17 protein-coding genes, 1 tRNA gene and 1 pseudogene are annotated in these 19824 nt (G+C 69.4%); 9 read left to right on the top strand and 10 right to left on the bottom strand.

The features are described 5' to 3' along the window. The first annotated feature begins 4 nt into the window (after positions 1 to 4). On the top strand, positions 5 to 751 hold the full coding sequence (locus tag ACWDEW_RS10935) for an HAD family hydrolase (protein ID WP_450511658.1): 747 nt from the start codon (positions 5 to 7) through the stop codon (positions 749 to 751). Here ACWDEW_RS10935 and ACWDEW_RS10930 read toward each other — a convergent pair. Next, positions 697 to 1476 carry an HAD-IIA family hydrolase gene (locus tag ACWDEW_RS10930; protein WP_399117962.1) on the bottom strand — a complete coding sequence of 260 codons (780 nt, stop codon included), beginning with the start codon at positions 1474 to 1476 and terminating at the stop codon, positions 697 to 699. The two genes, ACWDEW_RS10935 and ACWDEW_RS10930, sit on opposite strands and share 55 nt — an antisense overlap. Before the next feature lie 114 nt (positions 1477 to 1590). Here ACWDEW_RS10930 and ACWDEW_RS10925 point away from each other — a divergent pair, with 114 nt between their 5' ends. Both ACWDEW_RS10925 and ACWDEW_RS10920 read left to right on the top strand, forming a co-directional pair. After that, positions 1591 to 2136, top strand: coding sequence for a hypothetical protein (locus tag ACWDEW_RS10925; RefSeq protein ID WP_450511656.1), 546 nt, complete (start codon positions 1591 to 1593; stop codon positions 2134 to 2136). A gap of 6 nt (positions 2137 to 2142) precedes the next feature. Further along, entirely contained in the window at positions 2143 to 2826 is a 684-nt protein-coding gene (locus ACWDEW_RS10920; protein WP_450511654.1) for a class F sortase, read from the top strand. Positions 2827 to 3089: 263 nt separating this feature from the next. On the opposite strand, the gene ACWDEW_RS10915 is transcribed toward ACWDEW_RS10920, so the two are convergent. Then, entirely contained in the window at positions 3090 to 3839 is a 750-nt protein-coding gene (locus ACWDEW_RS10915) for an ANTAR domain-containing response regulator (protein WP_450511652.1), read from the bottom strand. A 151-nt stretch (positions 3840 to 3990) separates the two neighbouring features. Here ACWDEW_RS10915 and ACWDEW_RS10910 point away from each other — a divergent pair, with 151 nt between their 5' ends. After that, positions 3991 to 5022: a glycoside hydrolase family 6 protein gene (locus tag ACWDEW_RS10910; RefSeq protein ID WP_450511650.1), complete on the top strand. Its 1032-nt coding sequence runs from the start codon at positions 3991 to 3993 to the stop codon at positions 5020 to 5022. A gap of 57 nt (positions 5023 to 5079) precedes the next feature. Here the strand turns inward: ACWDEW_RS10910 and ACWDEW_RS10905 are convergent, their stop codons facing one another. The 4 genes from ACWDEW_RS10905 to ACWDEW_RS10890 form a co-directional block, all read right to left on the bottom strand. Further along, the gene (locus ACWDEW_RS10905) at positions 5080 to 7014 is read right to left on the bottom strand and encodes a galactose oxidase-like domain-containing protein (RefSeq protein ID WP_450511648.1); all 1935 of its coding nucleotides are present in this window, start codon (positions 7012 to 7014) and stop codon (positions 5080 to 5082) included. Beyond that, a complete protein-coding gene (locus ACWDEW_RS10900) occupies positions 7011 to 8957 on the bottom strand; it encodes a glycosyltransferase family 2 protein (protein ID WP_450511646.1) in 1947 nt (648 codons plus the stop codon). Before ACWDEW_RS10900 ends, ACWDEW_RS10905 begins: the two co-directional genes overlap by 4 nt. A gap of 315 nt (positions 8958 to 9272) precedes the next feature. After that, positions 9273 to 9986, bottom strand: coding sequence for a FadR/GntR family transcriptional regulator (locus ACWDEW_RS10895; RefSeq protein ID WP_450511644.1), 714 nt, complete (start codon positions 9984 to 9986; stop codon positions 9273 to 9275). Positions 9987 to 10073: 87 nt separating this feature from the next. Next, positions 10074 to 10147: transfer RNA gene (locus ACWDEW_RS10890), tRNA-Lys, on the bottom strand. 177 nt (positions 10148 to 10324) lie between these two features. Between ACWDEW_RS10890 and ACWDEW_RS10885 the strand changes: the two genes are divergently transcribed. The 5 genes from ACWDEW_RS10885 to ACWDEW_RS10865 all read left to right on the top strand — a co-directional run bounded on the left by ACWDEW_RS10885 (position 10325) and on the right by ACWDEW_RS10865 (position 15834). After that, entirely contained in the window at positions 10325 to 11689 is a 1365-nt protein-coding gene (locus ACWDEW_RS10885; protein ID WP_450511642.1) for a peptidoglycan-binding protein, read from the top strand. Positions 11690 to 11743: 54 nt separating this feature from the next. Next, positions 11744 to 12883 carry an SPFH domain-containing protein gene (locus ACWDEW_RS10880; RefSeq protein ID WP_450511640.1) on the top strand — a complete coding sequence of 380 codons (1140 nt, stop codon included), beginning with the start codon at positions 11744 to 11746 and terminating at the stop codon, positions 12881 to 12883. Between the two features lie 97 nt (positions 12884 to 12980). Beyond that, a complete protein-coding gene (locus ACWDEW_RS10875; RefSeq protein ID WP_450511638.1) occupies positions 12981 to 13586 on the top strand; it encodes a lytic polysaccharide monooxygenase auxiliary activity family 9 protein in 606 nt (201 codons plus the stop codon). A 78-nt stretch (positions 13587 to 13664) separates the two neighbouring features. Further along, positions 13665 to 14129, top strand: a complete 465-nt coding sequence (locus ACWDEW_RS10870) for a hypothetical protein (RefSeq protein WP_450511636.1) — start codon at positions 13665 to 13667, stop codon at positions 14127 to 14129. A gap of 49 nt (positions 14130 to 14178) precedes the next feature. After that, positions 14179 to 15834, top strand: coding sequence for a long-chain-fatty-acid--CoA ligase (locus ACWDEW_RS10865; RefSeq protein ID WP_450511634.1), 1656 nt, complete (start codon positions 14179 to 14181; stop codon positions 15832 to 15834). 61 nt (positions 15835 to 15895) lie between these two features. Here the strand turns inward: ACWDEW_RS10865 and ACWDEW_RS10860 are convergent. The 4 genes and pseudogenes from ACWDEW_RS10860 to ACWDEW_RS10845 all read right to left on the bottom strand — a co-directional run. After that, positions 15896 to 16021: pseudogene (locus ACWDEW_RS10860) on the bottom strand (LuxR C-terminal-related transcriptional regulator); the annotation flags it as partial. After that, positions 16018 to 16575 carry a hypothetical protein gene (locus ACWDEW_RS10855; protein ID WP_450511633.1) on the bottom strand — a complete coding sequence of 186 codons (558 nt, stop codon included), beginning with the start codon at positions 16573 to 16575 and terminating at the stop codon, positions 16018 to 16020. The gene ACWDEW_RS10855 and the pseudogene ACWDEW_RS10860, both read right to left, overlap by 4 nt. A gap of 47 nt (positions 16576 to 16622) precedes the next feature. Further along, complete coding sequence (locus tag ACWDEW_RS10850; RefSeq protein ID WP_450511631.1) at positions 16623 to 17777, bottom strand: serine hydrolase domain-containing protein; 1155 nt, start codon at positions 17775 to 17777, stop codon at positions 16623 to 16625. Positions 17778 to 18239: 462 nt separating this feature from the next. Further along, positions 18240 to 18851: a hypothetical protein gene (locus ACWDEW_RS10845; protein ID WP_450511629.1), complete on the bottom strand. Its 612-nt coding sequence runs from the start codon at positions 18849 to 18851 to the stop codon at positions 18240 to 18242. Positions 18852 to 19824: the final 973 nt, after the last annotated feature.

Raw genomic sequence — 19824 nt, 5'->3', positions numbered from 1 at the left:
CCCCATGAGCCCCATGAGCCCCGTGAACCACGACATCCGCCTGGTCGTCCTGGACATGGCCGGCACCACCGTCGCCGACGACGGCCTCGTCGAGGAGGCGTTCACGGCCGCCGCCAGGCACATGGGCGCGGAACCCGACGCGATGCTCGACCACGTCCGCGCCACCATGGGCGAGTCCAAGATCTCCGTCTTCCGGCACCTGTTCGGGACGGAATCAAAGGCGCGGGAGGCCAACAGGGTCTTCGAGTCGGCCTACGCCGACCTCGTCGACGGCGGCCGGGTCGCCGCCCTCCCCGGTGCCCGCGAGACCGTCGAGACCCTCAAGTCGCAGGGCCGCACAGTGGTGTTGACGACCGGCTTCGCCCGCACCACCCAGGACGCGATCCTGGCCGCCCTCGGCTGGCAGGACCTCGCGCACCTCACCCTGTGCCCCGCCGACGCCGGTGGCCGGGGACGCCCGTACCCGGACATGGTCCTCACCGCGTTCCTGCGGACGGGCGCCGCCGACGCCGTAGGACAGACGGCCGTGGTCGGCGACACCTCGTACGACATGCTCAGCGGCGTCCGCGCCGGGGCGGGCGTGGTCGCCGGTGTGCTCACGGGGGCACACCGGCGGGACGCGCTGAGCGGCGCGGGCGCGACGCACGTCCTCGGCTCGGTCGCCGAACTGCCCGCACTGCTCGCCCGGTCGGAGCCTCAGACCAGGTCGACGATGTCCGCGATGGAGTCCACGACCCTCGTCGGGCGGTAGGGGTAACGGTCGAGGTCGGCCCTGGTCGTCAGGCCGGTCAGCACCAGGAAGGTCGTCATACCGGCTTCGAGACCGGCCAGCACATCGGTGTCCATCCGGTCGCCGATCATGGCGCTGGTCTCCGAGTGCGCGCCGATGGTGTTCAGCGCGCTGCGCATCATCAGGGGGTTCGGCTTGCCGACGAAGTACGGCTCCTTGCCGGTGGCCTTGGTGATCAGCGCGGCGACCGAGCCGGTCGCGGGGAGGGCGCCCTCGGGGGAGGGGCCGGTGTTGTCGGGGTTGGTGGCGATGAACCGGGCCCCGTCGTTGATCAGCCGGATCGCCTTGGTCAGCGCCTCGAAGGAGTACGTCCGGGTCTCGCCCAGGATCACGAAGTCGGGGTCCGAGTCGGTCAGCACGTATCCGGCGTCGTGCAGCGCGGTCGTCAGCCCGGCCTCGCCGATGACGTAGGCGGTGCCGCCGGGGTGCTGGTTGTCCAGGAAGGCGGCGGTGGCCAGGGCCGAGGTCCAGATGTTCTCCACCGGTACTTCGAGACCGATCCGGTTCAGCCGGGCGTGCAGGTCGCGCGCGGTGTAGATCGAGTTGTTGGTGAGGACCAGGAACGGACGCCCGGTCTCCCGCAGCTTCTTGATGAACGCGTCGGCGCCCGGAACCGGGACGCCCTCGTGCATCAGCACCCCGTCCATGTCGGTGAGCCACGATTCGATGGGCTTGCGCTCTGTCATGGCGACCATGCTATGCACTCCGGATGTCACCTCCCCCATACGGAGCAATCGGGCCCCGCCAGGGATGCGCGACCAGGTGACCAGGAGGAGTCTCCAGATATCTGGAGGTTCACGATGGGCTCACTGAAAGTCACTCTCTGTGCAAGTGCCGCGGTCCTGGCGGCGCTCACCCCGACGGCGTACGCGGCGGACGGAGGCACGGTCTCGGTGACCCCCGCGTCCCCCGCCCCCGGCGCCGACGTGGCGCTCAGGATCAGCGGCTGCTCCGGTACGACGGGCTCGGCGGCGTCGGACGCGTTCGTCGCCGACGCGAAACTCGTCGGCACGGTCGGCACCCTCGCCGGCGAGACCCGGGTCCGCTCCTCGCTGGAACCGGGCAGCTACGACGTGAAGATCACCTGCGGGAGCGTGACGGTGAAGGGCGCGATCAAGGTCGTGGAGAACGCGTCCGGGTCCCCCTCCGCGCAGCCCCCCGCCTCGCCCGTCGCCCCCGTCCACGCGGGCGGTGGCGGCACCGCGCACCTCGCCGCCGTGGACGCCCGTGCGGCCGGTCCCGGTACCGCGCAGGCGGTGGTCGGGCTGTTGCTGGCCGGTCTCGCCGCGACGGCCGTGGCCCTGCGCAGCGCCCGCCGGAGCCGTAGGCCCGGCCGGACGGACTGACCGGCCATGTTCGATCACGACCGGCCCGCCGAGCACGAGCGCTCCACCGGCACCGGACGGCTGCTGACCGGGGTGGCCTGGGCCATGCTGCTGCTCGGTCTGTGGCTGTGGGGCCAGGACCTGACCGACATACGGCAGGGCATATCCGCGCCGACCACCGGCGACGTGGCCGCGGTCGGCCGCCCCGCCGAGGCCGAACTCCCGCCCGCCGCGAAGCCGTTGGGCAACGCCCTGCCGCAGCGCATCGACATCCCCGACCTCGCGGTACAGGCACCGGTCGTGGCCCGCGGCCTCGACGCGAAGGGTGCGATCGACGCACCGCCGTTCGACCAGGCGGGTGTGGTCGGCTGGTACGAGAACGGAGTTCGGCCGGGGGCCGCCGGTACCGCGCTGATGGTCGGGCACGTCGACACCGAGACCCGGCCCGCCGTCTTCTACAAGCTCAGCACGCTGCGCCCGGGCCGCACCATCCGCGTCGTCCGCGACGACGGCAAGGTCGCCGACTTCACCGTCGACGACGTACGCGTGCTGACCCGCGCCCACTTCGACGCCCAACAGGCCTACGGCACAAGGCAGTCGGGCCGCGCAGAACTGCGCCTCATCACCTGCGGCGGCACCTTCGACCGCGCCGACCGCAGCTACACGGCGAACGTCGTCGTGTCCGCGTACCTCACCGGAACCGGTTCCTGACCGTACCTGGCCCGGCCGGCGACCCGCTCCCCCCGAAGCCGCCGACCGGGCTGGTCCTCGACCGCGCGTGCCCGGGCTGCGGGAGTAACCCGGCGAACTGCGCGGGAGGCATGGGAAAACACCGTGGTGGAGGGTATGAACCGGCCGGGGACCGGGGCCGTTGGAGTCGACTGTAGAACGAATGAGCGCCCGGGCCTAGAGGGTGAATGACGCCATGTCCCGATGCGGTAGCACCCTGTCATATGCACAGGTCGTCGGCGCTGCTACGGACCCCTCAACTCGGCATCGTCCACGCCCCGTTCGATCACCGACCGCGCGACCCGGTCCAGCGGCAGCCGACGCCGTCGCGCGTACTGGCGCAGCTCCATGAACGCCTCGTCGGTATCGACCTGCCAGCGCTCCGCGAGCATCCCCTTGGCCTGTTCGATCCGCACCCGGCTCGACAGCGCCTCCTGCAACTGCCCGGCCAGGGACCGGTATTGGGCGTACGTGCGATGGTTCTGCAGGCCGAGTCCCGCCGCGTCGGCCAGGGCCTGCGCCACCACCAAGTCCCAACGCTCCCCGTCCGGGCCGCCGTTGGGCAGCGTCGGCGCGAACACGTTGAGCGCGCCCAGCAGCGTGTCCCGCCGCCGCACCGGCACCGCGAACGTCGCCACGATCCCGTGCCGCAGCGCCCGTTCGGTGAACTCCGGCCAGCGGGCGGCGGCATGGGCCACCCCGATCGACACCGGTGCCACGGCCCGCCCGGAGCCGTAGCTCTCCAGACAGGGCCCGCCGGAGTGCTGGGCCGTCAGCAGATCGAGCGCCACCGCCTCCCGGTGACTGCTCCCGGCCAGCGACACGGCCTGACCGCCGTCGATCAGCATCACCCCGGCCGTCCACGCGGACAGCAACTCCACGCAGTGGTCGGACAGCCTGCGCAGATAGTCGCCGGTCTCGAAGGTCTCGGTGAGGGTGTCGGCCGCCTCCACCAGCGCCGCGGCGAGCCGGCCCTCCCGGTTCGTTCGGTGCATGACGGCCACCTTCCCCTGCCCATAGGCCGGGCGCCTACCCAACGTGGCGGTGCTGTAACAACCGGCCGACAACATCCCGGGCGTTCTCGTGGGCGGCACGCCACGTATGTCACGATTGAGCCTTGGATCGGTACAGCCAAGGGGGAGTTGGATGTACGGCAGCCAGGGGACCCCGGTCCCCTTCGGCACACGGGCGTCGGCACTGGTCCTGGGGGCGGCACTGCTCCTCGCGGGCTGTTCCTCGGGGGGCGGGGACGGCAGGAAACCCGACGCGGGGGCGAAGATCGGCCAACAGCCCGGCGGCAGCGACCCGATCTGGGTCAACCCGGACACCAACGCGGCCCGGCAGCTCGCCGCCTACGCCAAGGCCGGCAAGACCGCCGACGCCGAACAGATCAGGAAGATCGCCGAACAGCCGACCGGCGAGTGGATCGGCCCGGAGAACCCGAAGGCGGAGGCGCAGGGCTTCACCGAGGCCGCCGACAAGGCCGGCCGCACCGCGCTCCTCGTCCTCTACAACATCCCGCACCGCGACTGCGGCCAGTACTCCCAGGGCGGCGCGGGCGACGGCGACTCCTACCGCGCCTGGATCGACGCCGTCGCCCAGGGCATCGCCGACCGCTCCGCCACGGTGATCCTCGAACCGGACGCCGTGCTCCACCTGGTGGACGGCTGCACCCCCGCCCAGTTCCAGGACGAGCGCTACGACCTCCTGAACTACGCCGTCACCAAGCTCAAGTCCCTCAAGCACACGAAGGTCTACCTCGACGCCGGAAACGCCGGCTGGGGCCACCCCGACGAGATCTACCAGCCCCTCCAGCGAGCGGGCATCGCCAAGGCCGACGGTTTCGCGGTGAACGTCTCCAACTTCTACTCCACCGAGGACTCCATCACCTACGGCAAACAACTCTCGGCCAAGACCGGCGACAAACACTTCGTCATTGACACCAGCCGCAACGGCAACGGACCGTATACGTCCGGCGACGAGGACGAGAACTGGTGCAACCCGCCGGGCCGTTCCCTGGGCGAAACCCCGACGACAAAGACGGCAGACCCGTTGGTGGACGCCTACCTGTGGATCAAACGCCCGGGGGAGTCGGACGGGACCTGCAAAGGCGGCCCGAAGGCAGGCCAATGGTGGCCGACCTACGCCCTGAAACTGGCGCGGGCCTCAACCCCCTGAAGGGGCGCGGGGAACTGCGTATCCAGCCCCCACACCCCCGCGTCAAAACACAACCAATCAGGGCACCTTGACCCACACAGCCTTGCTCGGCGTCCCCAAGTCGTCATCCACGAACAGCATGTACCACCCCGACTGCACCAGGTTCTTGCCCTTAGGCACAGTCACCGTGATCTTGTTCCCGGCCGTCTTGAAGTCCAGCGCAATCGACCGCTGATCCACATCCGTGACATGCGTGGACGCACTCGGTCGGATCAACCGCACCTTCTTGATGGACGACGCATGCTGCGAGGTGAACGTCCCCGACGCCCCCCGCGCGATCGACTCCGGCCCCCCGGACAGATCCGGCCGCGAATCCCGGTACAGATACGGCGGCGTATAGATCTCGATCCGCTGCTCGAAGACCCCCGGCTTCGTGTTCGCCTTGTCCGCGTACAACGAGTTGGACCCGAAGAACATCACCCGCCCGTCCGGCAGCAGGATCGACCCGGAGTGGTAGTTCCGCCCCACCAGCGGATCGGCGACCTTCTCGAAGGTGTTCGTGTCGGGGTGGTACAGCCGAGCCTGAAGGATGTCGGAGTCGCTCCGCCCCCGATAGTCCTCGGAGCCGCCCGACACCAGCACGGTGTCGTCCGGCAGGATCGACGTCTGCGGATATCGCGTCCCCTTCTCCAGCGAGGGCCCGTCCACGAAACGGGGGTCGGCGTCCTTCAGATCGACCAGCCGCGTCTTGTCGGTCGACAGCTTCGACTCACCGACACCCCCGCCCCCGATCACCATGTACTTCTCGTCCTGCGCCGGAGGCAGCAGCACGGTCGCCGAGGTCTCCATCATGTTCGGATCACTCAGCCCGGGAATCTTCGTGAACCGATTGGTGCCGACGTCCCAAATGCCGGGATCACGGCCCACGTTGTCCGGCCCGTACCCCGCGTTCGACCCCGAGTAGAACAGCTTCCCGTTCTCCATCAGGAACAGCGCCGGATACGTCGGGAACTGCCGCTTCGTCTTCGTGTACGTCCACTTCTTCGTCGCCGGATCGAAGATCTCGTTCTTACCCGGCACCAACTGCCCGATGTCGTCGAGCCCGGAGACGCTGAGCACCTTGCCGTCGGACAGCGTCGTCAACGTGGGATACCAGCGCGCCTCGTTCATCGGATCGACCTTGATGTACTTCTCGGCGACCGGATCGAACTCGTACGCGTTCTTGATCCCCTCGAAGTCCCGCTTGTCGAGCCCGAACTTGTTCCCGATGCCGTACGTGTTGCGTTCGTCGGCGCCGGTCAGCCCCTGGACGCGGTAGTTGTCCTGGGTGCCGGTCTCGTACTTGGTGCCCTCCTTGGGCGCCTCGACGACGACCCGGGCGTAACCGGGGTTGTTCCGCAGGAACCTGCCGGTCTTCTTGTCGAAGATCTTGGTGGCGCGCGGAATGAGGACCGAGTCCGTCGACACGAACGACTTGCCGTTCGCCTTGCCGGTGAACCTGGTGCCCTGGGGCAGGGTCATCGGCTTGTCGGGGTTCTCGTTGTAGAGGATCATCACGCCCCCGGCCTTCTTCACATCCCCCTTCAGCTTCTCGTACTTCTGGGTGCCGCCCGCGATCAGCAGGTTGCCGTTGGCGAGTTGGGTGTGCCCGGTGCAGAACAGGTCGGCCGGGGTGGGCACCTTCTTGATGGTCCCCTTGACCGGGTCCCAGATCCGGGTGTCGAACTTCTTCGCGTTGAAGTTGTCCTGGTTGTTGCCCGACCCGGCGATGAGCAGCACCTTGCCGGTGCGCAGCAGCGCCGCGTGGATGGTGTCCTGCCGGTACTTCTTCGGGAACCGGATGATGTCCCAGTGCCCGTTGTCGGCCTTGTACTCGGGCTTGTTGATGACGTACTGGTGGTATCTCTCGGTGCTGAATCTGTACAGCCAGGGCCCGTTCATCCCGGCCAGGGCGATGACGACCACCGTGCTGATCGCGAGTCGACGGGCACGGCGCCGGCCGGCTTCCTTCATTCCTTACGTCCCCCCGGTCCACCGAGCGCGATCTGCATCGTCTGCTCGCTGTTGGTGGCCGAGGCCGCCCAACTGGGCTTCTGCTGGGGCACATGCGCGGCCGGCACCGGCTGCGGCGGGACGGCGTCCTGCGGTTCGCCCATCAGGGCGGGCGGCTGCTTCTTCTCCTGGCGCAGCATGTACCGCCAGGCCAGGATCGGCGACGCGGTGATCAGCAGGGCGAACGTGGCCCAGGTGATCATCGCCGGGTGGGAGTGCCCGTTCTCGAACCCGGCCATCAGCGAGCCGCCGAAGATCAGGATGAAGAACCAGTGCACCCGGAACGTCCCGAACAGCGTGTCGGGGCTGGCCGAGTCGCCCTTGGGCGTCACGACGAACCTGCTCTTGCGGCGCAGTACGGCGTCGAAGAGCGAGCGCGCGTAGATCGGTGCCGACAGCGCGGACATCACCATGCCGGCGACCCCGCCCGAGCCCTCCGGTTCGTGCGGGGAGACGTTGTGCCGCCGGTTCCAGATGTAGAGGCCGATCTGCAGCGCGGACGCGTTGCCGTAGAGCATCAGCCACACCGTCGGGTCGATGTTCACACCCGAGGCGCCCAGACCGAGGAACAGGGCGCAACTCAGCGCGGCCAGTATCCAGTTGAGGGCCGACATCGGGTAGAAGATGATCATCATGGTGTAGTTGAAGAGCTTGCCCGGAGGCATCGAGAAGAAGCCCTTCCAGTACTGCTTGAGGATCGTCTCGTACGTCCCCCGCGACCACCGCAGCTGCTGGGTGAAGAAGTCCGTCCAGGCGCTGGGCCCTTCACCGACCGCGAGCACGTCCGGCGTGTAGACCGACTTCCACTTCTTCCCGGTCGCCGGATTCTTGGCCCGGTGCATTTCAAATCCCGTGGCCATGTCCTCGGTGATCGAGTCGTACAGCCCGCCGATCTGCTGAAGTGCCTTGATCCGTACGGCGTTCGAGGTGCCGACGAACATCGGCGAGCCGTAGCGGTTGCCGGCCCGCTGGATCAGGGCGTGGAAGAGGAACTGCTGCGACTCGGCGGCCTTGGTGACCGGGGTGTCGTAATTGCCGTACACCTGGGGGCCGATGACGAAGCCGACGTCCGGGTCGCGGAAGAAGCCGAGCATCCGCTCCAGGTAGTTGGGCAGCGGCACGTGGTCGGTGTCGACGGAGGCGAAGTAGTCGTACTCGTCGCCGTGCGCCTCCAGCCAGGCGTTGTAGTTGCCGTGCTTGGTCTTCGCGCGGTGGGGTCCCTTGGGCCGGTTCCACTTCTCGACTCCCCTGCGGGAGAAGTGATGTACGCCGAGCCGCCCGCACACCGCCTTGACCTCGGGGTCGTCGCCCTCGTCGAGGAGCCACACGTGGAGCAGCCCCCGGTGGCGCAGCCGTACGGCCGCCTCCAAGGTCCTCGTGACCATCTCCAGGGGCTCCTTGCCGGGCACGAACGTCGTGATGAACGCGACTCTCGTGCCGGTCTCGGGCACCACCGGGACCGGGTCGCGGGCGACCAGCGTGGCGTGCGCGTTGGACAGCACGTTCATGCAGCGGAAGAACTCGATCAGACCGATCGCGACCAGCATCACGATGTCCAGCGCGGGCAGGAAGTCGTAGGCGGGATAGTCGCGTTGGGTCCAGTGCCCCGGCTGCAGCAGCCAGCCCAGCAGGATCAGCGAGAGCAGCGGCGCCGCACCCAGCATCAGCGCGGCGCGGACGCGGTGCGTCTCCTGCGACAGCAGCGACCGGTACTGGACCTTGTACGGCCGGTCCGGGGCGGGCTCGGTGAGGGGTCCCGCAAGGCGGCTGTAGTGCTCGTAGTCGTATCTCGGAAGTGTGTTCTTGATCCGGCGGAAGCTGCCGGTCCGGTGTCCCGGGACTCTGAGTTCGGTGGTTTGTGACGGGTCGAAGCCCTGTCGGGCGCCCGTCGGCGTCGACGTCATGAGTCATCCCCCCACACGCGAGAACGCGCGTGTCTGTTTGTCGCGGCCGTCCGTCAGGGTCCCCCTCGACCCGCGACGGGCGTGTCAGTGGTGGCCACAGTCACCACACAGTCCACTCACAAAGACATGCGACTGCGACCGTCCGGTTGCGCGATGCCCCCTCAGACATCTGTTCCCCGGCGGGGCCCCTCCTCCCCGCGAAACCGTACAACCGGTTCCTTACCCCCTCAACTGCCGTGTACCGACAGCATCTTCAAAACCAGGGTTCTACGGTGTTCATCTTGATCGCAAGACACGAAACGCGGTGTTTACCGGTCATACGCGTTCATTGGGGCGCGTGTGGGGATCAGGTGGAGTCGTTGTGGACAGCCTTGTGCGCACGTTGTCGAAGTGCTCCCTTATGGCCTTCTCGGCGCGCTTCGCATCCCCGGACCGGACCGCGTCGAGGATCTCCCGGTGCTGGCGGCAGGTGACCTCGGGGTCCTGCGGGCCGGCCGCGAGATCGGCGCGGACGCGGTGGAAGGCGTCCCAGAAGGCCTCCAGGACCTCGCTCAGCAGCGCGTTGTCCAGCCCCCGGTAGAGGGTGGCGTGGAAGGCGCGGTCGGTGGCCGCGAGCCCGACCCCCTCGGCGGCCTCCCGCTCCATCCGCCCCACCAGCGCGTCCAGTTCGGCGAGATCCCGCTCCGGCAGCCGCCCCGCGAGCCGGGCGACGAGCCCCGACTCCACCGCCTCCCGCAGTTCGAGGAGCTGGAGCAGACTGTCCTCGCCCCGGTAGTGCCCGACGACCGTACGGAACGCGAGACCCTCGACCATCGGCGCGAGCGACATCGGCCCGACGTACGTCCCGAACCCGTGCCGGATCTCGACGATCCCCATCGCCTGCAGGGCCTTGAGCGCCTCGCGCACCGAGTTCCGGCTCGCGCCGAGGAACACCATCAGCTCGGGCTCGGTCGGCAGAGGTGCCCCCGAGGGCAGCCGACGGTCGAGGATGAGCTTCTTGATCCGCTCCTGGAGGTCACGGGCTGCCATGGCGAGAGGGTATCCGGCCAAACGGGGTGAGGCCTGTGTTCCGTCCATGCAAAAGGCCCCCCGCAGTGCGGAGGGCCTCGCTGTCTGTGCGCCGCCAGGGACTCGAACCCCGGACCCGCTGATTAAGAGTCAGCTGCTCTAACCAACTGAGCTAGCGGCGCCTGCTGACCTGGACAACTGTACCGGATGCCCAGGGGTGCTCCCGACCACCCCCTCCGGCCCCCGGCGGGCCCCTGTACATCATTCGGACCGTCAACATGCGAGTCCGGAAGACAGTTGAGAAACTGGCGGACGTGCACGAGTGCGGAATTTTCCACCTGGAGTGTGAGGGGCATCGCATGGAGACTCCGGTATTCGAGGAATTCGATCCCGCGAGCGATTGTGATTGCCCAGGATGTGTTCGCCGACGGCGCGCCCTGCCGCATTCCCCGACCGGCCACACCGTCGCCGGGCGGGTCCTGGTCGTGGCCGCCGCCGCGTCCGCGACCCTCGCAGCCGGGCACGCCGTACCGGCCCTCGCCGCTCCCCACACCTCGCCCCGCCCCGGCGTCCCCGCAGGTGACACGGGCGACGAGCCCGCCACCCCGCAGGGCACCAAGGCCCCGCTGCACGGCCCGAGCGGGAAACCGGCGAAGCCGGCCGGTGTCCTCAAGGCGCCCGCGACCACCCGCGCCGAGATCATCAACCGGGCCAAGACCTGGATCGCGGCGCAGGTGCCGTACAGCATGAACGAATACTGGTCGGACGGTTACCGGCAGGACTGCTCGGGGTTCGTCTCGATGGCCTGGGGGCTGCCGGGGAACGAATGGACCGGCAGTCTCGACCAGTACGGGACGCGTATTTCCAAGGAGGAACTGGAGCCCGGCGACATTCTGCTGTTCCACAATCCGGAGAATCCCGAGAAGGGCTCGCACGTCGTCATTTTCGGCGGCTGGACCGACTACACGCACACCTACTACATCGCCCTGGAGGAGACCCCCTCGCACGCCCGGCGCCAGTCCACGCCGTACGCGTACTGGAGCCACTCCGCCAACTACGTCCCCTACCGCTACAGGGGCCTGACGGTGAGCGCGGGGGAGGTGAACCCGAAGCCCCCTGTGCCTTCGAAGCCCGCGGTGCCCCCGGTGACGCCGGCCGGCGCGGTCACGCCGAAGACGGCGTACCCGGGACCGGCGTATTTCGGCCCCGGCGCCAACAACAAGTACGTCACCCAGCTCGGCACGATGCTCGTCGCCCGGGGTGCCGGCTCCTACTACACCGCGGGTCCCGGCCCGGTCTGGTCGGACGCGGACCGGCTGGCCACCCAGGCCTTCCAGCAGGCCCAGGGCTGGACCGGCGCGGACGCGGACGGCCTGCCGGGACCGCTGACCTGGGAACTGCTGATCACCGGCAAGGGCAGGAACATCGGCGGCGCGGTGGTGGGAGCGGCCGGCCCGCCCGCCGCCACCCCCGCCTCGCACGGTGTCCCCGGCTATCCCGGCCGGGGCATGTTCCGCCCCGGCGCGACCAACAAGTACGTCACCGAGCTCGGAAAGCAGCTGGTCAAGAAGGGCTTCGGCAAGTACTACACGACCGGCCCGGGACCGCGCTGGGGCGAGCCGGACCGGCGCAACGTCGAGGCCTTCCAGCGCGCCCAGGGCTGGCGCGGCGGCGCGGCGGACGGCTACCCGGGGCCGGAGACCTGGCGCCGGCTCTTCTCGTAGGCACGTACACCCCCACCCGTTGTGACGCATCTGGCGCGGAGGCTGGAGGCAACCATGAGTACGACGACCACTTCACAGACGCCCGAGAACGAGGAACCCGCGGGGCCGCCCGAGGCGGCGCCGACCCGGCCCGCGCGCCTCATCCAGAACGAGGCGACCACCGAGATCCCCGTCCACCTGCTCTTCCGCGACGACCCCGACCCGGTGTCGCTGCCGCTCCGACCCGCTGTCGTGGGACGCAGACAGGGCACCGGCGAACAGCCGCGCTTCCGCCGCCCCCTGCCGGCCAAGCCGCGCCCGGCACCGGAGGTCGACCCCGAGCTGGTGGAGCGGCCGGCCCGGGTGCTGCCCGGTACGGCGGGCGTGCTCGCCGGCTCCTGCGGACTCGCCGGCTGTCTCGCCACCTCGTGGTGGGCGGGCGTCCTGCCCCCGCACGCGGCCGACGCGCTACGGCTGCCGGTCTACGCCGGTGCCGGGCTCGGTCCCGCGCAGTGGGCCGCGTACGCCGGGGCCGGCGCGCTCGGTCTTTTCGGCTTCGGCGGTCTGGCCCGGGGCCGTACCGGACGGGCCTGGGTGCTCGGCCTGTTCGGGCGGTACCGGGGGACCGTCCGGCGCACCGGGCTGATGTGGGTCAACCCGCTGCTGCTGCGCCGCCGGGTCGACGTACGGCTGCGGCACTGGCGCAGCGAGCCGATGCCGGCCGCCGACGCGAACGGGGTCGCGCTGCGGGTCGCCGTGCTCGTGGTGTGGCGGGTGCGGGACACCGCGCGGGCCACGCTCGGGGTCGAGGACCACGAGACGTATCTGCGCGAGTGCGTGGAGGCGGCGCTGACCCGGGTGCCGGTGGAGCCGCCGGGCGGCGGCGCGAAGGGCGCGGCCGAACTGGCCGTCGACGCGCTGACCCGGCTGGTCGCGGCGGACGCGGGGCCGGTCGGCATCGAGGTGTTCTCGGTGCAGCCGCTGCGCGTCGAGTACGCCCCGGAGGTGGCCGCGGCGATGACCCGGCGCCGTATCGCCACGCTGGACGCGCAACAGCGGGCGACGATGCTCACGTCGGTCGTCGACTCGGTGGAGGACACCGTCACCCGGCTGACCATGCGCGGGCTGGTCGAGCTGGACGACTACGAACGCAAGGCGCTGGTCAAGGACTTGACGGTCGCGTTCTGTTCGGGGCGCGGAGAAGCCGCGCCGTGAGTGGTATGGACACGGTCAAGTAAGGGCAATAATCTGGGACTTGGTCTAGACCTGCACGGCTCACGGAACTCCCCACACGTTCTCCAGGAGCGGCAGCATGCGCAAAAAGACCAAGTGGTACGCGGGCGTGCTCGGGCTCACCACGGCCGGGGCCATCGTGCTCTCGTCCGGGGCCGCGAGCAGCCACGGCTACACCGACCTCCCCATCAGCAGGCAGAAACTCTGTGCCAACGGCACGGTGACGAACTGCGGTGACATCCAGTACGAGCCGCAGAGCGTCGAGGGCCCCAAGGGCTTCCCGGCAGCCGGTCCCGCCGACGGACAGATCTGCAGCGGCGGGATCAGCCGCTTCAGTCAGCTCAGTTCACCGACGACCCCGTCCGGCGGCGCCTGGCCGACGACGAAGGTGACGGGTGGTCAGTCGTACACCTTCCGCTGGCAGTTCACGGCCATGCACGCCACCACGGACTTCAAGTACTACGTCACCAGGCAGGGTTGGAACCAGAACCACAACCTGGCCCGCTCGGACCTCAACACCACGCCGTTCCTCACCGTCCCCTACAACGGCCAGCGCCCGCCGGCCACCCTCTCGCACAGCGGCACGCTTCCGTCCGGCCTGACCGGCCACCATGTGATCGTCGCGGTGTGGACGATCGCGGACACGGCCAACGCGTTCTACGCCTGCTCGGACGTCACGTTCTGAGCTTCGCTTGAGACAGTCCGGTGTTCCCCGGGGGTAGGTTCCCTCCACCAAGCGGTATCCGACCTCGGGGGACGCACCATGGACCTGATCTTCTACCTCATCCCAAGCCTCGTGATGGCCTTCGCCCTCCTCATGGGGTATCGCGTGACACGCCGCTGGCTCCAGGTGCGCCGTGCCTGGAACAGCGGCCTGACGGCCGAGGGGCGTTGCCTGCGCTCGTACACGACGGTGAGCGGCGGCCACGGTGACACCTCCGTGCGCACGACACTGCACCACGTGTACGAGTTCACCGCCCGTGACGGCCGCTCCGTGCGGTTCGAGGAGGGGGGCGGCCGGGGGACCGTCATCGAGGGCGACTACGTCACCGTGTACTACACCGACGGCCGCGAGGTGGTCGCCACCGCGCACGAGCCCAGCCGGGGCAAGCAGGCGGCGGCCACCTTCGGCATCCTGGCCTTCCTCGGCGTGATCGTCGTGTTCTGCATCGGCTTCATGGCCTCCTACGCCACCACCTTCGCGGGCTCGGGCCCAGACGGGTTCTGACCGGCACGCCTCTCCACATCTGACGGTACGTCAACTACCGTGCGCCCCCATGGAGTCCAGGAGGCGTACCGTCGCGGAACTCGTACAGGCACGGTGGGAGGACCACCGCCCGGGACTGTGGTGCGAGGGGCGGACGCTCACCCACCACGAGGTGGCGGCCGGCGCCGCGGCCAGAGCGGCGCTCCTCACCGACCTCCTGCCACCCGGCACCGCACCCCACGTCGGCGTCCTGCTCGACAACACCCCTGAATACCCACTGTGGTTGAGCGCGGCGGCCCTCGCGGGCGCGGCCGTCGCCGGCATCAACCCCACCCGCCGGGGCCCCGAGCTGGCCCGCGACATCCTGCACACCGAATGCCGGATCCTCGTCACCGGACGGGCACACCTCCCGCTCCTCGACGGCCTCGAACTCCCCGGTGTGCGGCTGATGGTGACGGACACCCAGGCCTACGACGACCTCCTCGCGCCGTACGCGCACACGAAACCGGACGCCTTCTCCCGGGCCACCCCCGACGACCGCATCCTGCTCTACTTCACCTCCGGTTCCACCGGCGCCCCGAAGGCCGCGATCTGCACCCAGGGCCGCCTGGCCGCCGCCGGAGCCTCGCTGGTCGACAGCTTCGGGGTCCGCCCGGACGACGTGCACTACATCTGCATGCCGATGTTCCACGGCAACGCGGTGATCGCCGACTGGGCACCGGCGCTGGCGGCCGGGGCGGGGGTGGCGCTGCGCCGCAGGTTCTCGGCGTCCCGGTTCCTGGACGACGTACGGGCGTACCGGGCCACGTACTTCACCTACGTCGGCCGGGCCGTGCAGTACATCCTGGCCACGGAGGAACGCCCCGACGACCGGGACAATCCGCTGCGGATGGGCTTCGGCACGGAGGCGGGGGCGGTGGACGCGGCGGCGTTCGAGCGGCGGTTCGGGGTGCGGTTGGTGGAGGGATACGGGTCCTCGGAGGGCGGGGCGGCGGTGCAGTGGTCGCCCGGGACACCTTCCGGTGCGGTCGGACGGGCGGCGCCCGGGCTCGCCGTACTCGATCCGGAGACGCGGGCGGAGTGCCCGCGGGCGGTCTTCGACTCGGCCGGACGGCTGCTCAACGGGGAGGAGGCAATAGGGGAGTTGGTGAATCGGGCCGCCAACCCCTTCGAGGGCTACTGGCGCAATCCGGAGGCGGACGCGGAACGCCGCCGGTGGGGGTCCCCCCGCTCGAGCGAAGCCGAGGGTGGGGGAGGCTGGTACTGGACCGGGGACCTCTTCTACCGGGACACCGACGGCTACCTCTACTTCGCCGGCCGCACCGACGACCGCCTCCGCGTCGACGGCGAGAACCTCGCCGCCGCGATGATCGAGAACATCCTCGCCCGCTACGAGGGCGCCGACGCCGTGGCGGTGTACGCGGTGCCGGACCCGGTGACCGGCGACCAGGTCATGGCCACGATCGCGGGGCACTTCGACCCGCTCGCCTTCGCCGAATTCCTGCTGGCCCAGCCGGACTTGGGGACGAAGATGGCACCCCGCTTCGTACGGGTGGTGCGGCGGATGCCGGTCACGGCGACGAACAAGATCCATCGCGCGGGGCTGCGGCGGGAGGGGATCCGGTGCGCCGATCCGGTGTGGTGGCGGCCGCCGGGGGAGGCGGCGTATCGACGACTGACTCCGCGGGACGCCGTCGTAGCGGCGGGGACCAGTCGGATCGGCTGAGCATGTCGGCCAGTTCGCGGCGGGTACGGACGCCGAGTTTGGCGTAGGCGTGCCGGAGATGGTTGTCGACCGTGCGCACGGACAGGTGCGGTGCCTCGGCGACCTCCTTGCTGCGCAGGTCGGCCGCGGCGAGCAGGGCGATCTCGCGTTCGCGCTCCGTGAAGGCGTAGGTGGCCTCCGCGCTCACGAGGAGGGGGTGCGCACCCCGGGGCAGCCGGCGGTGAAGGTGCGGGTCAGCTGGGACGCGGCGGTCGCGCGGCGCGGATGACCGGCCCGGCGCCAGGCCGCGGCGGCCGACACCGCGGCTTCGGCGGCGAGCAACTGGGCGCCGACGGCGCCCAGTTCACGTGCCGCCGCCAGCAACGGGTCCGGCTCGTCGACGGCCAGGGCATTGCTCGGGCGGACCCGGGCCGGCGCGAGATCTCCGTCGCAGTGCCCGCTCAGCTCGGCCAGCCGGGCGGAGACCTCCTTCGCGCCGCCCAGGCGGGCGATGTCCGTCAACAGCAGCATCTCCGAAGTGGTTTGGCCGGTGTCGCGGGCGGCCGAGGCCGCGGCGGCCAGGACGTCCCGGGCCCGGGACAGGTGTCCGCGGGCGGCCTGGAGCCACGCCTCGCCGAGGCGCTCCTCACCCGCCGGGTGGCCCATGACCGGGTAGGTCCGCATCCGGACCACGGCCGCCTCGGCGGTGTCGAAGTCGCCCAGTAACGCGGCCGCGGCGGCCAGGCCTCCCCATGCCTGCACGAACGGCCGGGTACTGGGATCCAGGGATCGCGGGAGGCGAGGTCCGCTCACGGGGTGCTGGAACCCTCGGCGCACAGTGCGTGGTCGATCAGGGCGCTGGCCGCGTTCTCCTGGTCCAGTATGTGCTTCAGGGTGTCGCCGCGTGCCTCGGACATGGAGACCACGGCACTTCGTCTGCCGTCGTCGGTCACGCCGTTGAGGGTGATGTAGCCGCCGTCCCCGCCTTCATGGCTCCAGTAGGTTCCGCCGCAGCCCAGGGGGCGTTCGACCAGGCCGAGCCCGTAACGGCCGTCGGGCCACAGCTGTTGGACCTCCGCGCTCACGGGGACGGTCTGCTTCATCTCGGCCAGCTGCCGTGCCGGTAGCAGGTGGCCGTCGAGCAGCGCGCGGAGGAAGCGGTTCTCGTCCCGCGTGGTCGTGACCCACGAAAGGTTCTCGTAGTCCACCGGTATCTGGTCGGTGACGTCCACCCGGGAACCGGGACCGAAGAGCTGGTAGGCCTGGGCGTGGGGCCGGGGCAGGGTGGGCGCGATGCCCATCCACCGGGTCCGGTCGAGGTCGAGCGGGCGCAGGATGCGGGTTTCGATCTCCTGGTGGGCGGGGCGACCGGTGGCCTTCTGGATGATCATGTCGAGCAGGACGTAACCGGTGTTGGAGTACGCCCAGCCCTCGCCGGGTGGGAAGTCCTCCGGCTCGTGGGCCATGGCGAGGTCGACCAGTTGCTCGGGTTCGTAGACGTTGTGGCGTTGCTGGTAGTACTCCTTCGGCGTGGTGTATCCGGGCAGGTCGCCGCGGATGCCGCTGGTGTGCTGGAGCAGTTGGCGGATGGAGATCCGGCTGCCGTCGTTGCCGTTGCCGTGCACCACTCCGGGCAGCCATTGGTCGACGGTGTCGTTCAGGGACAGCCTGCCCTCGGCCTCCAACTGGAGGACCACGGTGGCGACCAGCGTCTTGGACGTGCTGGCCATGCGGAAGTAGCCGTCGGCGGAGACCGGGCGGTCGGTGTTCAGGTCGGCGGTGCCACTGGTAGCGACCGACTGCCGGCCGTCGGGCCCGATCACGCGGGCCTGCACACCGCTGACATCGAGGGCCTGGATCGCCTCGATGTCCTGGCGCAACTGCTCTTTGTGGGAGGGACCGCTGGGCTGGGCGACGGCCGGGGCCACCCCGGTGGCGAGCAGCGTGGCGGCACCGACTGCCATGGCGAGATGCTTTCGCAGAGTCAAAGCCATGACCGAACGCTAGTTTTCGCCCTCGACGGGACGCGATCCGGTGCACCCCAGGAACGGACTGGGGATATCCCCCCGGCGCGGGCCATCACGAGTCCGGCGTCGACCTCCGGGCGCGGTGTGACGGTGCTTGACTCCGCGCTGCACACCATTGCGAGCGGAATCGCTGCGAGGGTCTCGACGGCACGATTCCTGCGCCCACCCACGAGGCACGCACTCGGGCGATCTCGCCTCGGACTTTCCCGGGACTGCTGGTTGCCGCCCTGAGAAGACCTGGTTTCCACCGCTGACCGGCAACGAACACACGAAGCTCCTGGCGGACACGGGGGATTTTGCTCGGGAACCCGTCTGCCAGGAGCTTCGTCGGCGTGCGGAGGCACTCGGCTCGCGCCGGTGCCGCTGACTCGGAAGGGACTCAGTGCCCCCGGCGGTGGACTACCAGCGGCCACCGGTGACGTGTGCGGGCCTCCAATAGACGGCGGCCCAGATTCCGTGGTTTGCCGCGGCTCCCCAGCCCCGGCTCCAAGAAGTCAACAGGTTGCCCGCGTTCGTGCAGAGCCAGGCCGGGACCTTGACCGAACAGGCACGCACGGCGCCTGCGATCGTTCCCCGGGCGATGTCTCCGTACGAAGCGATGATCCAGAAGTGGTCCCCGGTCACACCGGTCGCCAGTGCCTGGACGGCGTGTCCCTTGTCGGTGGACGTCGCGGAGGTGATGCTCCCGGTGTTCTGTACCGGTGCATCGGTGCGGACCGTGGCCACACCGGCGAAGGCTGCCTGAACTTCGCTGATGAGCCGCGCCCGGCTCTCTCGGGTCGCCGTCAGCTGCTCCCACTCCGACGACTCGGCAGAGGTCGGTCCTTGCGGGTTCACCGCGAACTGCCGGGCCGCGACGGGGCTGGTCGCCTTCTTGGAATCCTCCTGGGTGCTGCCGGCCAGCAGACCGCCGGCGAGGGCGGTCACGACTGCGGCACCCAGCGCTGCGGCGATCCATCGGCGTCGCGGGGATTGGCGTACCGCGGACCGCTCCATTGCACGGTTCTTCACTCGGTGTGCTCCTCTTCGTGATGCTTACTGGTATCGCACGATGGTTCCAGTCGAGTCGGTGCAAAGAGTGATATCTATGGATTTTATGATCAATTGATCGGTCGTGATCATCTTTGTCTTTCGTCCGGCACGTCAAAAGTCATGGCGCCCCCGATGGACGCGAGTGAGACGACGAATCCGGTGATCATGCCGAGCGCGTCGAGCCGGTTCCTGTTGTTCTCGCGTACGAGTGCCAGCTCGTGTTGCCGCTGCCTTTCGTTCTCCCACGCTTTGAGGGCCACTCTGAGGTGCGGAGCCGGTAGTTGCGTCCATTCTCCGGCGAAGGAGACCGCGAGTTCCTCGGTTCTCCCGTCGCCGTCCCTTCAGGCATTCCGCTCCTTCGGGCCGGCGCCTACGCCGTCGTCCGATCCGGATCCGCCGCCTTTGTACTTCTCCGTGGGTCCGGGAGGGGGAGGGCCGAGCGATCCAAAGGTTTCCGTCAGTCCTTCAGCGGCGACGGCCGCGGAAGAAATTCGCTCTGCGTTCTCATGCGAGGTCTGAGGGACTCCCAAGAATTCAGCGACTTCCTCGAAGGCATCGCGTATTTCGGCGTGGTCGATTTCGGCTTGAGCGGCACGCCGTTGGGATTCGTACGCTGAACCGCTCGTCTCTGGCGGCGTGCGGAGGGGTGCGCTCTGAGCGGCATCCGCGACCTTCCGTACCCTTCGTGGCTCGTGCAGCAGCGCATGCCGCGCTCGTCACGAGGCGGGCCCCAAGCCCGTCCTGCTGGGCGGGCGGACAGGTCGTTTGTACGCGATCGCCAGGCCGACGCACACCGCGGGCGGGCTCCAAACGAGCAACTGCCTGCGGAAAGTCCCCCTCGTGCGAACCATAGCGATGGCTCCATGCGGGCCGGAGAGCATCAGGCGGACTGCTTTCGAAAGGCCCGGTCCGAGTCCGGCGAGCGCCTGGCGCGGGAGTGCGGATCACTCGG

It is taken from the genome of Streptomyces sp. NPDC001100, assembly GCF_053598575.1.
This window is presented reverse-complemented; position numbering and strand designations above follow the sequence as displayed.